The 15,504-nt window shown below is 49.4% G+C and carries 9 protein-coding genes; 8 read left to right on the forward strand and 1 reads right to left on the reverse strand.

The features are described 5' to 3' along the window. The first annotated feature begins 2 nt into the window (after window positions 1-2). The 6 genes from aceF to RBK99_RS06545 all read left to right on the forward strand — a co-directional run bounded on the left by aceF (window position 3) and on the right by RBK99_RS06545 (window position 10,263). Window positions 3-1,781 carry a dihydrolipoyllysine-residue acetyltransferase gene (gene aceF, locus RBK99_RS06520; RefSeq protein ID WP_317503829.1) on the forward strand — a complete coding sequence of 593 codons (1,779 nt, stop codon included), beginning with the start codon at window positions 3-5 and terminating at the stop codon, window positions 1,779-1,781. 111 nt (window positions 1,782-1,892) lie between these two features. Next, entirely contained in the window at window positions 1,893-3,320 is a 1,428-nt protein-coding gene (gene lpdA / locus RBK99_RS06525) for a dihydrolipoyl dehydrogenase (protein ID WP_317503830.1), read from the forward strand. Between the two features lie 134 nt (window positions 3,321-3,454). Continuing rightward, window positions 3,455-5,524: a M13 family metallopeptidase gene (locus RBK99_RS06530; protein ID WP_317503831.1), complete on the forward strand. Its 2,070-nt coding sequence runs from the start codon at window positions 3,455-3,457 to the stop codon at window positions 5,522-5,524. An 87-nt stretch (window positions 5,525-5,611) separates the two neighbouring features. Continuing rightward, window positions 5,612-5,875, forward strand: coding sequence for a hypothetical protein (locus RBK99_RS06535; RefSeq protein ID WP_317503832.1), 264 nt, complete (start codon window positions 5,612-5,614; stop codon window positions 5,873-5,875). A 45-nt stretch (window positions 5,876-5,920) separates the two neighbouring features. Continuing rightward, a complete protein-coding gene (locus RBK99_RS06540) occupies window positions 5,921-7,153 on the forward strand; it encodes an efflux RND transporter periplasmic adaptor subunit (RefSeq protein ID WP_317503833.1) in 1,233 nt (410 codons plus the stop codon). Between the two features lie 8 nt (window positions 7,154-7,161). Beyond that, window positions 7,162-10,263, forward strand: a complete 3,102-nt coding sequence (locus RBK99_RS06545) for an efflux RND transporter permease subunit (protein WP_317503834.1) — start codon at window positions 7,162-7,164, stop codon at window positions 10,261-10,263. A gap of 23 nt (window positions 10,264-10,286) precedes the next feature. Here RBK99_RS06545 and RBK99_RS06550 read toward each other — a convergent pair whose 3' ends face one another. Beyond that, window positions 10,287-11,165 carry a LysR family transcriptional regulator gene (locus RBK99_RS06550; RefSeq protein WP_317503835.1) on the reverse strand — a complete coding sequence of 293 codons (879 nt, stop codon included), beginning with the start codon at window positions 11,163-11,165 and terminating at the stop codon, window positions 10,287-10,289. A 106-nt stretch (window positions 11,166-11,271) separates the two neighbouring features. Here RBK99_RS06550 and RBK99_RS06555 point away from each other — a divergent pair, with 106 nt between their 5' ends. Both RBK99_RS06555 and RBK99_RS06560 read left to right on the forward strand, forming a co-directional pair. Further along, window positions 11,272-12,339: an efflux RND transporter periplasmic adaptor subunit gene (locus tag RBK99_RS06555; protein ID WP_317503836.1), complete on the forward strand. Its 1,068-nt coding sequence runs from the start codon at window positions 11,272-11,274 to the stop codon at window positions 12,337-12,339. Next, window positions 12,339-15,386 (forward strand): efflux RND transporter permease subunit, encoded by a 3,048-nt coding sequence (locus RBK99_RS06560; RefSeq protein ID WP_317503988.1) that lies wholly within the window; start codon window positions 12,339-12,341, stop codon window positions 15,384-15,386. Before RBK99_RS06555 ends, RBK99_RS06560 begins: the two co-directional genes overlap by 1 nt. Window positions 15,387-15,504: the final 118 nt, after the last annotated feature.

Here is a 15,504-nt window from a genome sequence, read left to right on the forward strand (position 1 = left end):
AGATGGCCGATCAAATCGAACTCAAAGTCCCCGACGTGGGCGGTGAAGAAGTTGAAGTTATTGAAATTCTGGTCAGTGAAGGCGATACCGTTGAGCAAGAAGACGGTATTGTGACGGTCGAGAGTGACAAAGCTTCAATGGACATTCCTGCGTCTTCCGGCGGTAAAATTACCGAGCTGAAGGTAAAAGTGGGAGACACAATAAGCGAAGGCGATGTGCTTGCGCTAATGGAAGCTTCCGGTGGATCCGACGAGTCAGATGAGTCAGACAGCGATGACGCTGAGGACAAAGCTGATGACGAAAAGGCGGATGAATCAGAAGATAAGCAGGAAGAACAAAAGGACGAAGAGAAAGACGAAGAGAAAGATCAGGAGAAAGAGGACGACTCTGAGTCTGAGAAAAAATCTTCTGGTGGTGGCAGTAAAGTCGTTGATGTTGAAGTACCGGACATTGGTGATGAAGAAGATGTCGAAATCATCGAAATCTTAGTTTCCAAAGGTGATTCAGTCTCTGCTGAAGACGGCTTAATTACACTGGAAACAGATAAAGCCACCATGGACGTGCCTTGCCCGCAAGACGGCGAAATTGAAGAAATGCTGGTTAGTGTGGGTGATAAGGTGTCGCAGGGCTCTGTGATTGCTAAGTTGAAAGTCTCTGGCGGTGGCGATGACGCTGAAAGCGAAGAGAAAGAATCAGCAAAAGAAGAGCAATCTGAATCGGATAAAGAGTCCTCTGAGAAATCAGACGACACCGATGAGAAGAAAGAAAAAGACAGTGGCAGCAGCGTTAAACCGAGTAGTGAGCGTCAGCCGCCAGTACCTGATCACCCCAGCCAGCGCAGCGATCGTAAAGAAGGCGTGCTGCATGCCTCACCAGCGGTCCGCCGCGTTGCGCGAGAGTTTGGTGTGGACTTGTCGCAAGTCAAAGGGACAGGTCCGAAGGATCGTATACTAAAAGAAGACGTGCAGGACTTCGTTAAGTATGAGCTGTCCCGTCCTAAAGCTGTTGCGGGTTCAACAGGCCAGGGTGGCGGTGGACTGCAGGTGATTGATCCACCGAAGGTCGACTTCAGCAAATTTGGCGAAGTAGAAGAGGTTCAGTTGTCGCGCATTCAGCGTAAATCGGGACCTAATCTGCATCGTAACTGGGTGACTATTCCTCATGTCACACAATTTGATGAAGCGGATATTACCGAACTGGAGAATTTCCGTAAGTCAGAAAATGAAGTGGCTAAGAAGAAAGATCTGGGCTTCAAAATTACACCGTTAGTGTTCATTCTGAAGGCGTGTGCCAAAGCACTGCGTGAGTTCCCGACGTTCAACTCCTCGTTGTCAGAATCGGGCGAGTCCTTGTACATGAAAAAGTACGTGAATATCGGTATTGCGGTTGATACGCCAAACGGGCTGGTTGTTCCGGTCATTCGGGATGTTGACCAAAAAGGTATTTACGAATTGTCAGAAGAGCTGGTTGAAATTAGTTCTAAGGCACGTGACGGCAAGTTGAAAGCAACCGATATGCAAGGTGGGTGCTTCTCAATTTCAAGCCTTGGTGGTATTGGTGGTACGGCGTTTACGCCAATTGTGAACGCACCGGACGTCGCCATATTGGGCGTTTCTCGTAATGAGATGAAGCCCAAATGGAACGGCAAAGAGTTTGAACCACGTCTGACTCTGCCATTGTCGTTGTCTTACGACCATCGGGTGATTGATGGCGCAGAGGCCGCACGTTTTACTGCTTACTTAAGTGGTGTTTTAGGAGATATCCGCAAATTGGTGCTTTAAGCACCAATTTGGGCAGGAAATACGAAAAAATTCGCGCTACAATAGCGCCACATTTAGCGTTGACTGAGCGCAGCCGGTGGCTCAACCAGCTGTGACAAAAAAGGGGTTAACATGAGCGACAAGATTACAACACAGGTAGTAGTGTTAGGTTCGGGCCCGGGTGGATATTCAGCCGCTTTTCGTGCAGCTGATTTGGGTCTTGATGTTGTTTTGATTGAGCGTTACAGCACCTTAGGTGGTGTTTGCCTTAATGTTGGCTGTATCCCGTCAAAAGCACTACTGCATATGACTAAGCACATTGAAGAGGCTCAACACCTGGCGGCAGAAGGTATTGAGTTTGGCGAGCCTAAGATTGACCTGGACAAGCTGCGCAAGCACAAAGAAAAAGTGGTTGGTCAGTTGACCGGCGGTCTTGGCCAAATGTCTAAGATGCGCAAGGTAAAAGTTGTCAACGGTTACGGCAAGTTTACCGGCAGTAATACCATTAAAGTTGAAGGTGACGACGGCGAAACCGAAGTCAAATTCGATAACGCGATTATAGCGGCAGGCTCGCAAGCCATTAAGTTACCGTTTATCCCGCATGACGATGAGCGTGTATGGGACTCAACCGACGCATTAGAACTGAAAGAAATTCCGAAGAAAATGCTGCTGTTAGGTGGTGGTATTATCGCTTTGGAAATGGGTCAGGTTTATGCGTCATTGGGCTCTAAAGTTGATGTGGTAGAAATGACCGATCAACTGGTACCGCCAGCGGATGCTGACATCATTAAGAACTTCAACAAGCAAATAAAAGGCCGCTTTGAGAACATTATGCTCAATACGAAGGCGACCAATGTTGAAGCAAAAAAAGATGGTGTTTATGTGACCTTTGAAGGTGACAAAGCGCCGAAAGATCCGGTCAAATACGACGCTGTTCTGGTCGCTGTAGGCCGTGCGCCGAACGGTAACAAAATTGACGCAGACAAAGCGGGCGTTAATGTAGATGATCGTGGGTTTATCAAAGTGGATAGCCAGATGCGTACTAACGTAGACCACATCTTCGCTATCGGCGATGTTGTTGGCCAGCCAATGCTGGCGCACAAAGCGGTACATGAGTCACATGTCGCAGCCGAAGTTATTTCGGGTAAGAAGCACTTCTTCGAACCTAAAGTCATTCCTTCTATCATGTACACCAACCCGGAAGTTGCATGGGCCGGTGTTACCGAGAAAGAAGCGAAAGAGCAGGGTATTGAATACGATGCAGTGACCTTTCCCTGGTCAGCTTCAGGCCGTGCCATCGCGTCAAATGCGCAACAAGGTATGACCAAACTGATCTTTGATAAGAGTAACCGCATTATCGGTGGTGCTATGTGTGGTACTAACGCGGGTGAGTTGCTTGGTGAAGTTTGTCTTGCCATTGAAATGGGCTGTGATGCCGAAGACATCGCTCTGACCGTTCATGCGCACCCAACTTTACATGAATCGGTTGGCTTAGCGGCTGAGATTCAGGAAGGTGCTATTACCGATATGCCGAACCCTAAGGCGAAAAAGAAGAAGTAACACTTTGTTACGATAAACCATCGGTAAAATGGCCGCATTCATCGAGAATGCGGTCATTTTTTTTGCGCTGAATTTAACAATGCGCTAGTTTAGAGGGGTTAAAATAACGAACACTAAAGAAAGGGTAATAATCAATGAAAAAATTAACCGCTGTAGCGCTTGGCGTATCTATGGCATTAACTCTGGGTGCATGTTCACCGCAGAAGCAAGAGTCTCAGCAACAGACTCCACAGGCCGAAGAAACAAAACAACAACTGACCTCTGGTGTGGTGCTTGAAAACTTTGATCACAGCGTGAAGCCTCAGAACGACTTATATCAGTATGTGAACGGTACCTGGATTGATAAAACAGAAATTCCTGCCGACCGTTCATCCATTGGCGCATTTTACGACTTACGTGAACAAAACCAAAAACGTCTGCGCGACATTATTGAATCTGCTGCAGCGTCTAACCCTGAAGCGGGTACCAGCGAACGCAAAATTGGTGATTTTTTCAACGCTTATATGGATGTTGAGACACTGAATGAATTGGGTGCTAAACCCATTGCCAGCGATTTAGAAGGCATACAAGCGTTAAACAGCCACGAAGATGTCGCCGAACATATGGCGCGCATGTTCCGCAGTGGTGTTTCTGTCCCGTTTGGTTTTTATGTGTACCCAGACGCAAAAGATCCGAACACCAATGCGATGTATGTTTCTCAGGCAGGATTGGGTCTTCCAGACCGAGATTACTACCTGAAAGATGAGAAGAAGTTTGAAGAGTTTCGTGATGCTTATCAGCAGTATGCCGAAGATATTCTTGGTATGGTGGGTGTGGACAACACCGAACAAGCAGCAAAAAACATTCTTGACCTTGAAACCAAGCTGGCTGAAATTCAGTGGAGCCGGGTAGAGAGTCGTAACGCTGATAAAACGTACAACAAGAAAACTACCGAAGAAGTTGCCGAGTTGATGTCTAACTTCGACTTCCAACGTTTTATCGAAACGTCAGATTTGTCTCACGTCGAAGAAATGGTTATCCGTCAACCGTCTTACTTTAAAGAGTTCGGTGAATTGTTTACGGACGTTGATTTACAAACCTGGAAAGATTATTTGAGTTTCCGAGTTGCAAATGAGTACGCGTCGGAATTAAGTGAAGAAATTAGCCAGCGTCGTTTTGCCTTCTACGGAACAACCCTGCGCGGAACGCCTGAGCAAGAACCTCGCTGGAAACGTGCCGTTGACGCCACAAACGGTGTGTTAGGTGAAGTGTTAGGCCAAGTGTACGTGAAAGAGTACTTCCCACCAGAAGCTAAGCATAAAATGGAAGTTTTGATCGAAAACTTGCGTAAGTCCTATGCAGAATCTATTCGCAATCTGGAATGGATGACCGATGAGACCAAAGAGAAAGCGTTAGAAAAACTGGCGAAGTTCGACCCTAAAGTTGGCTATCCGAGCAAGTGGCGCGATTACAGCGAGCTGGACATTTCACCAACCGATTTGGTAGGAAACTACAAAGCTTACGCCGAGTTTAACTATCAAGAAGAAATTGCGAAAATTGGTGGTCCGGTGGATGAAGAAGACTGGGGTATGACACCACAAACGGTGAATGCTTATTACAGTCCGGTACGCAACGAAATCGTCTTCCCGGCTGGTATTTTGCAGCCTCCGTTCTTTGATATGGACGCTGAAATGGCGGTTAACTACGGCGGTATCGGCGCTGTTATCGGCCACGAAATGGGCCATGGTTTTGACGACCAAGGGTCAAAATATGACGGTGACGGTAACTTGCAAAGCTGGTGGACTGACGCCGACCGCGAAGCTTTTGAAGCGCGCGCTCAGGACTTATCTGATCAGTACAGTCAGTATGAACCTATCGAGGGCCTTCATATCAACGGTGATCTGACTCTGGGTGAGAACATTGGTGACCTGGCCGGTCTGACTATCGCGTACGAAGCCTATAAAATGTCTTTGGATGGGAAAGAAGCGCCTGTTATGGATGGCTTTACCGGCGATCAGCGTGTATTCATTGGCTGGGCTCAAGTCTGGCGCGGTAAATACCGTGAAGATGCGATTCGCGAACAAGTAATGAGCGACCCGCATTCTCCAGCTGAATACCGGGTTAATGGTACTGTCGTCAACGTTCCTGCGTTTTACGACGCCTTTGACGTGCAGCCTCGCCATGATTTGTACGTTAAACCTGAAAACCGTGTCATTATTTGGTAAACTCGGTTTATGAAAAAACTTTGGGCAGTTATCGCAATTACTATCACACTCTTGGCGGGGTCTATGACCTCGCCAATGGTGCATGCGATGCCTGCTCAAATGTCTGATACACACTCAGAACAGATGAGTAGCGAACATGACTGCTGCACGGAAGAACAACAAACCCCCTGCAGTGATAAAGAAGACAGCGTCTGCCAACAGTGCGAGCAACACTGTGCAGGTCAGCTGGGGCTGATGAATCCATTCACACAGCTTTCTCCAGCCGCATACACTCACGCGGCCGAGCCAATATATTCAAACCTCCCTGTCATTACTGAAACGCTGATCCGTCCGCCGAAATATACAGTTTAAGCTCCGTTTTTTCTTACGTCTTAAACCGTTTTTCGAGGAAGTATTATGCGTCACTGGATAATCATTTTTGTCCTGATCCCATTTCTGTCTATGGCTCAGGAACACAATCATTCTGAACAAGAAAGTCCGTTTCAGCAAAGCACAGAGTACGTGTGTCCAATGCACAGTCAGGTTGTTCGGGACCAGCCCGGAACCTGCCCAATTTGTGGTATGGAGCTGGTAGAGAGAAAGCCAACAGTAGAAAGCTCTGAGGCTAAGCAAACTTTTACCGTACCGCGGTCCAGTCAGCGGGCTATCCGCGTCACTACGACCGCAGCTGAACGTAAAGATCTTCAACCTAAATTAATGGCACAGGCCGAGGTCCGCTGGAAGGAGTCCGCGCAGCGGCATATCCACAGTCGTGCGGAAGGCTGGGTAGAGCAGCTGCATGCTGATGTTGAAGGGCAGTGGGTTGAAAAGGGCGATAAGCTTTACAGCCTTTATGCGCCAGACTTAGTGGTGGCCCAGAACGACTATCTGCAACTGCTCGATTCCCTAGCCCAAATGCCTAATGGAGACAACCAGCAAAGCTTTAAGCGCAAGGGTCAACAACGCCTGCGCCTGCTGGGTATGAGCGAAGCGCAAATTCGAGCACTGGAGCAAGGCGGTGAAACCCAGTACGTGGTGGACTACTACGCCCCCGAATCGGGTTACATCACCAGCCTGGATATTCAGGAAGGTATGTACGTTTCACCGGGCGTTAAATTATTAACGCTGACGCAGGACAATCAACTGTGGTTCTTTGCCGATGTACCAGCGCGTTACAGTAACCAGCTGAAAGTTGGTCAAATGGCGCATATTTCATCAGAACACTTCCCGGAAAGCCACTGGATGAATGCCATTGACTACATCTATCCGCAAGTGGATGAAACCACGCAAACCATCAAAGTCAGAATTCCGGTAGACGATTCAATTGATCGCTTACGAGAAGGGCTTTGGGCCAATGCGCATATCGAACTGGCCCCTTTAAAAGACGTGGTTGTTGTGCCGGTGTCGAGTTTAATTGTCACGGCGAAAAATAACCGGGTGGTGGTGAAACTGAGTGCCCGGGACTTTGAGGTTCGTGAAGTCACCACCGGACTTCGAGTGGGCAACCAAATTGCCATTACCGAAGGACTGAAAGCCGGTGAGTTAGTGGTTACTTCGGGTCAGTTCCTTTTGGACTCTGAGGCCAGCTTGCAGGGTTTGGGTCTTGATGGCGACAATAGCGACGCTCCCATGTCGCAGCACAATCACTAGGAGGCATTATGTTAGCTCGAATCATTGAAGCCTCTATACGTCATGCCTGGGTGGTTTTGTTGCTGTTTTTGGGGTTGGCTTTTTGGGCAATGCAGTCATTACAACAAACCAAACTGGACGCGATACCGGATTTATCTGAGGTACAGGTTATTGTCAAAACCAGTTATCCAGGGCAAGCACCGGCGGTGGTCGAGGAGCAGGTAACCTACCCACTGTCCAGCGTGATGTTATCGGTGCCTAAAGCAACATCCGTGCGCGGTTTTTCGTTCTTTGGCGACTCTTATGTGTACATTCTTTTTGAAGACGGTACCGACCCTTATTGGGCGCGCAGCCGGGTAAACGAGTACCTGGATCAAGCGCAAAGTCAGCTACCGGAACAAGTACGCCCCGCGCTGGGACCCGATGCCTCGGGTATTGGCTGGGTCTACCAATACGCCTTGGTTGATGAAACAAATCAGCTGAATCTGGGCGAGTTGACCCGTTTGCAAAACTGGTTTCTGAAACAGGAACTGCAAAGTGTCGAAGGGGTCGCTGAAATTGCCACCGTGGGCGGCATGGTGGAAACCTATCAAGTGGTTGTAAAGCCTGCCGCTTTGCACCGTTATAACCTGACACTTAACCAGATTAAACAAAGCATTCAACAAGCGAATAATGAAGTGGGTGGTTCGGTTGTTGAAATGGGTGAAGCCGAATACATGGTGAGAGGTCTGGGGTACTTAAAGAGTATTGAGGACCTCCGTAAAATTCCGTTGCCATTGTTGTCTGAGCAGCAAGGCACCGTGCTGCTGGGAGAGGTTGCTGACATCCGTATCGGGCCTCAGGTTCGCCGTGGTATTTCCGAACTGAACGGTAACGGGGAAGTTGTCGGTGGCATCGTGGTAATGCGTCATGGCGAGAACGCGTTGCAAACCATAGCGGCGGTTAAGAGTAAGCTGGAAGAATTGAAGCCAGGTTTGCCTGAAGGGGTCAAGGTGGTGCCCACCTACGATCGCTCAGACCTGATTCAGGCATCAACAGATAACCTCATCACCAAGCTAATCGAAGAAATGTTTTTCGTGGCCGTGGTGTGTATTTTGTTTCTTTGGCATGCACGTTCCGCATTGGTCGCTATTATCAGTTTGCCGTTATCGGTGTTGTTTGCAGTCTGGATAATGAACATGCTGGGCATCAGTGCCAACATTATGAGTCTGGGCGGAATTGCCATCGCCATTGGCGCTTTGGTCGATGCGGCCATTGTGATGATTGAAAACACACACAAGCATCTGCAGAACTATCAGGAGCGCCATCAAATAGTGGCTAAAGGTGCTGCGCGGTTGAAAATTGTCAATGACGCCTGCTGTGAAGTTGGCCCTTCATTGTTCTTCTCGCTGCTGGTAATTACCGTCAGTTTCGTCCCGGTGTTTGTTTTGCAAGGGCAGCAAGGGCGTTTGTTCGAACCGCTGGCGTATACCAAAACACTGGCAATGGGCGCTGCGGCCATTATTGCCGTAACTTTAATACCGGTGCTGATTGCATTATGGGTACGCGGCAAAATACCGTCTGAAGAAAAGAACTGGTTGTCGCGCGGATTAATAGCGCTTTACCGGCCTCTGCTGGCGTTTACGCTTAAATTCCCTAAAACCATTCTGGTGCTGGCCTTATTGATAACCGCCTCCGCCTGGCATCCGTATAAACAGCTTAATTATGAGCTCATGCCACCGTTGCACGAAGGTGACTTAATGTACATGCCGACAACGCTGCCGGGCATTAGTGTCCAGACCGCGGGTGAGTTATTGCAGCAAACCGATAAACTGATTGCCGCGCAACCTGAGGTAAAACGCGTGTTCGGCAAAGTTGGGCGGGCGGAGACAGCAACCGATCCGGCACCCATGACCATGATTGAAACCAGCATTACCCTTAAGCCGGAAAGCGAATGGCGAGAGGGAATAACGGTGGATGACATTATTGCCGAGCTAGATCAGCGAGTACAGATTCCCGGTGTGACCAACGCCTGGGTACAGCCAATTCGGACACGCATCGAAATGCTGGCGACCGGTGTAAAAACCCCGTTAGCCGTTAAAGTCAGCGGCAGTGACTTTCGCAAGATAGAGCAGTTGGCGACGCGTATAGAAAACCTTCTGGCGGATAAAGAAGTGACTGGCTCAGTCATTGCAGAGCGCTCCGGCGCCGGGCGGTATATTGAAATACAACCCGAACTTCGCAAGGCCGCTCGCTATGGCTTGACTCAGGCCGATATCCAGGACCATATCCAGTACGCCATTGGTGGAGCGAATATCGCAACCTCAGTTCAGGGTAATGAGCGCTTTCCTATCAATTTACGCTATCCGCGACAGGAACGTGACCATGTTGAAAAGTTAAGAAGCCTTCCCATTAAATCGGCTACAGGACAATGGCTTGTGCTGGCCGACGTCGCTGACATTAAGGTGACGGAAGGTCCCTCCATGCTCAAAAGCGAAGACGCTCGTTTAAGCAGCTGGGTGTTTATTGAACCCGCTAAAGGGGTAACCGTCAGCGACTACATTGCTGAAGTGAATAGTGCGATGGCAACGCTGGACATACCGGTGGGTTACAACTGGAGCTGGACGGGTCAATACAAAGCCATGCAACAGGTGGAAAGTGATTTAAAAGAAGTCATTCCGCTGACGTTATTGGTTATTTTATTATTGCTTTACATGACGTTCCGTTCGCTCCAGCAAGCCTTACTGGTTATTGCCACCTTACCACTGGCACTGACCGGCAGTCTGTGGCTGATTTACCTGCTGGATTACAATCTGTCACTGGCCGTTATTGTCGGAATGATAGCGTTGGCCGGGGTCGCGGCTGAGTTCGGCGTGGTTATGTTGTTGTATCTGAACAATGCCTGGAAAGGCGCGGCATACGATAAAAACCGGTTAAAAGCAGCGGTAGAGGAAGGCGCGTTATTGCGAGTCAGACCCAAAGCCATGACGGTGCTGACCATTATTGTGGGTTTGCTGCCCATTATGCTTGGCGGTGGCGTTGGTAACGAAGTGATGCAGCGCATCGCCGCGCCAATGGTTGGTGGTATGGTGCTGGCACCACTCATTTCAATGCTGGTGATCCCCGCCGTGTTTTACCTGGCTCGGAAATAAAGCGACGTAGCCTGACATTTATGTCAGGCAAAACTTTCCCAAATGGCGTTGGCTGCCGGGCCGAGTGTTCTGTTGGCGGAGCGCACTAAATGAATTTCCAGACGAACCTGCTGGACGAATCCAGGAATGGTAATTTCAACCAGCTTGCCTTGCTCCAACGCGCTATCCGCAATGTGCTTGGGGATAATGCCCCAGCCAAAACCGGCCATCAGTAATTCAAACTGGGTGTTAACCTCATTGACGCGTATACGTTGCTGGCTGGGCAGGCGCAGTACCGAGTCCAGGTTAATGCCAATTTCCAGGTTTTGTGGTACCAACATGGGTAATTCGAGCAAATCCTGACGGCTTTGCGGTGTGCGACCAAACTCTCTTATTAATGCTGCTGATATCACCACAGTGAGCTCAAACGGGGCAACCGGCAAGGTTTCAAAATCGCCGTACTGACGAAACAGCGGCAACCACGGGCACAGCGCTAAATCAGCACTGCCGTTGTCGATGCGCTTCAATGCCCGCATTTGAGATTCACCATCCACATGAAGCTCGGTGGCCGGGTATTGCTGCTGCACGTACTGAATGCTGGGTACCCAAAGTTTACTGTCGCAGGTATGGTCGTAGCACAGTGTGAGTAGCGGTTCGGCCCCATGTTTCAGCTGCTCTGCCAATGACTTTAGCCGTTGTTGTTGACGCACGACTTCTTCTGCCTGACGTAAGAAATGCCAACCTTGTTCAGTAAGCTCTAAGCGATAACCGTCACGGTTAAAAAGTGCAAAACCTGCGTTTTCTTCCAGCTTTTTTAAGGCCATGCTGACCGCTGATTGTGTGCGGTTGAGCTGTTCTGCAGTTTTTTGCAGACTGCCCACTCTGGCAACGGTGATCATCATTTGAAGATGCGATAAATTCATTAAGTTTTACTGATGCTCTTTTTAATTTTAATTCAATATAACTGTAACTGTACTTGGGGTAAACTTTGCCCCATTAAATTTCCCGGAAAATATCGGAACTCAGGTTATGCGCAGGTTAAAAATAGTTTCTCTCGCAGTCGCTCTGCTCGCTATGGCGGCCTGCTCTGAGCAAGTTGAACAACAAGAGCTCAAGCAGCCAAGACCGGCTCAGCTAATGCAGGTAAACGCAGCCAATGGTCCCCGCTTACGTGAATTTCCTGCTGTTGTTGAAGCGGCTAAAGTGGCTCAGTTGACGTTCCGCGTTGCCGGCGAAATTATTGAACTGCCGGTGCGCCCGGGTACTCAAGTGAAGCAAGGGCAAGTGATTGCCCGGTTAGATCCAACCGATTACCAACTGGCGGTGAATCAGGCGAAAGCACAGTACGAGTTGGCGTCGTCGCAATACGACCGGAATAAAAAACTAGTTGAGCAGGGCGTGATGTCGGAAGGTCAGTTTGATCAAATAGAATCAGAACTGGCAGTCGCTAAATCCAATTATGAAACTGCACAGGCGAATTTGGGTTATACCAAGTTAACCGCCCCTTTTGACGGCGTTATTGCCAACCTTGCCGTAGAGGCCTACGAAAATGTTCAGGCTAAGCAGCCTATTGCCACTCTGCAAATTAGTAACGCCATTGATGTCAGTATTCAGGTACCGGAAAAGCTGTTTGCTAAGGTTAAAAAGCGCACCGATTACCAACCGGAAGTGCGCTTTGATGCCGCGCCCGATTTTACGTTTCCGGCTCACCTTAAAGAGTGGGATTCACAGTCCGATGCTGCCACCAATTCTTACGAAGTGGTTTTTACCCTGCCCAAGCCACCTGAGCTGAATGTTCTGCCCGGTATGACGGCAACCGTTATTGTTGATATTAATCAGGTTATTCGTTCTTCACAGCCAGGCATTGTTGTACCCGCCAAAGCGGTGTTTACCGATATTGATGACGCGTCGTATGTGTGGGTGGTGAACAACGATATGAGAGTGCAAAAACGTAAAGTGACGGTTGGCTCAATGACCAACGACGGTCTTACTATTGTGGAAGGGCTGGAGCCCGGTGAAACCATCGTCACGGCCGGCGTTCATCAATTGAAGGCCAACCAGCAAATTCGCGAATGGCAACGCGAACGGGGGCTGTAATGAATATTGCTCAATACAGCATGGAGCGTAAAACCACCAGCTGGTTGTTGTTTCTCATCCTGTTGATAGGGGGCATTGTTGCGCTGACCCAGCTTGGGCGTCTGGAAGATCCCAAATTTACCATTAAACAGGCCATGGTGATTACGCCATACCCCGGCGCTTCAGCATTGCAGGTCGAAGAAGAAGTGACTTACCGGCTGGAAAATGCAATTCAGGAACTGGGTTATGTCGACCACGTCACGTCCATATCCAAACCCGGTTTGTCGCAGATAACAATTGAAATGAAGAGTATTTACCGGGCGGACGATCTGCACCAGATATGGGACGAGTTGCGGCGTAAAATTAACGACGTGAAAACCCAACTTCCTCCCGGTACCGGTGAACCTATTGTTCGCGATGACTTTGCTGACGTGTATGGCGTGTTAATGGCGATTACCGGCGAGGACTACTCCTACAAAGATTTGGAACGTTACGCCGATTTTTTGCGGCGTGAACTGGTGTTAGTGGACGGTGTCGGCAAAGTGACGCTCTCCGGCGAGCAACAAGAGCAAGTCATTGTCGAGGTGTCGCGTTCGCGTATGGCGAATGTCGGGATTTCGCCAAGCCGCATTGCCGGTTTACTGCAGACTCAAAACGCAGTGGCTAACGCCGGTCGCGTAACGGTTGATCAGGAAGCGTTACGTATTGCGACCGGTGGTGAGTTTGCCAATGTCGAAGAAATGGGGAAACTGGTGATCAGCAAGCCGGGTGCCCGAGAGCGTATTTACTTACGTGATGTAGCCACTATTTACCGGGAAACCAGCGACATCCCTGAACATATTGTGCGCTATAACGGCAAACAGTCGTTGTGGCTGGCGCTGTCCTTTGCTGACAACGTTAATGTGGTCGAAGTGGGTGAGCGCATCCAAAAAAGGCTGGATGAACTGAGCTATGCAAAACCGGTCGGAATGTCGGTCGAGCGCATTTACGATCAACCGCATCAGGTCGAAAAGTCGGTTAATGACTTTCTTCTGAACTTAGTGGAAGCCGTTGCAATTGTTGTGATTGCGCTGTTGCTTACCATGGGGTTCCGCAGTGGTTTACTAATTGGCACCGTATTGTTGCTGACGGTACTGGGCACCTTCATTTTCATGCGGTTGGGCGACATCAACTTACAGCGGGTATCCCTGGGCGCATTAATTATTGCTCTGGGTATGCTGGTCGATAATGCCATTGTGATAGCTGACGGCATTATGGTGGGCATGCGCCGTGGCATGAGTAAAGTTGATGCAGCGGTGAGCGTGGTTAGACAGAACCAGTGGCCGCTGCTGGGCGCAACCGTTATCGGCATTATCGCGTTTGCTCCTATTGGGTTGTCATCCGATGCAACCGGTGAGTTTGCAGGCAGCTTATTCTGGGTACTGCTGATTTCTCTTTTGTTAAGCTGGGTAACAGCGTTAACACTTATTCCGTTTTTATCCGATAGGCTTTATTCCGCTAAAGATATCGGAAATGAGCAGGGAGATGTCTTTAACCACCCAGTGTATCGGGGCTACAGAAAGTTATTGTCGGTCTGCCTACGCCATCGGCTTATCAGCATGTTGGTTATGTTAGCCATGTTGGTTGCCTCGGTAATTGGTTTTGGGCAAGTGAAACAGTCGTTTTTCCCACCGTCTACGACCCCGTTATTTTATGTGGATTTGTGGTACCCACAAGGCACGGACATTCGTCATACGGCACAGGACTCGAAACGTCTGGAAGACTATTTGCTGGGTAAAAGCGAAGTGACCTCGGTTTCAACAACCATTGGCCGCGGTGCGCCGCGCTTTACCCTCACTTACCTGGTTGAAAAAAGCTACGAAAGTTATGCGCAACTGTTGGTTCGGGTCGAAGACAACGAAGCAATGAGTGCCTTAATGAAAGACATTCGACAGCGCATTCGTGAAGAGCACCCGGACATTGAAGATAAATTGATCCGCGTGGAAATCGGCCCGGCAACGCCGGCAAAAATTGAAGCTCGTTTTTCCGGTCCCGATATTGAGGTGTTACGTCAGCTGAATGAAAAAGCGCAGGCTATTTTAGCGCAAGACAAAGGGGCGGTTAATATTCGCTCCAACTGGCGTCAACGTACCAAACTATTACGACCAGAATACGACGAAGCTGCCGGACGAAGGGCTGGCATTACCAAAGAAGACGTCAACAATGTGCTGCGGGCCAACTTTGTCGGCCGCCAAATTGGGGTTTACCGCGACGGGACCGATTTGCTGCCCATTGTTCAGCGCGCACCAAAGGCAGAGCGTGTCGACCTCGATAATTGGCAGGAGCTGCAAATTTACAGCCCGGTGTTTGACCGCTTTGTGCCGCTGGCGCAAGTTGTCCGCTCAGTCGACGTGAGTTGGGAAGATCCGTTGATTCTGCGTCGAGACCGCAAGCGAACGCTAACGGTGATGGCAGACCACGACTTACTCACCGACGAAACCGCCGCGCAGGTGTTTGAGCGTGTCCGGCCGAAAATAGAGAATATAGAGCTCCCTCTGGGCTACGAATTGACCTGGGGAGGCCAGCACGAAGCCTCAAATAAAGCCCAAAAAGCCTTGTTTAGCGCCTTGCCGATGGGCTTCCTGGTCATGTTTATTATTACGGTGTTACTGTTCAATAGTATTCGCCAGGCCGCCGTGCTGTGGACCACAGTGCCACTGTCCATTATTGGTGTTACTGTGGGGCTGTTGCTGTTGAATAAGCCCTTTGGTTTCATGGCCTTGCTAGGCTTTCTGAGTCTGTCGGGTATGCTGATTAAAAATGGGGTGGTGTTGCTGGAGCAGGTCAATGCTGAGCTGGATTCCGGTAAGGATGCACCACAAGCCTTAAGTGACGCCTCTGTCAGTCGTGTTCGACCGGTCGGAATGGCCGCTGCTACTACTATTTTGGGCATGATACCTTTGTTATTTGACGCTTTCTTCGCCAGCATGGCAACGGTCATCATGTTCGGATTGGGTTTTGCCACCGTGCTGACCTTATTTGTCGTGCCTGTAATGTACGCCATAGTCCAAAGAGTACCGCGCCCGTAACCCGGGCGCATTCATCCTGTTTATACCCTGAATTATCTTATTTATAGCCCAGTGTCATGGGAATCTAACGGTAAAATCCGTATAATGCGCGCCACTAGTGAACCGTCTTGAATTCATG

This window comes from Idiomarina solivarensis (assembly GCF_033052755.1).
In the GTDB taxonomy this organism is placed as follows: Bacteria; Pseudomonadota; Gammaproteobacteria; order Enterobacterales; family Alteromonadaceae; genus Idiomarina.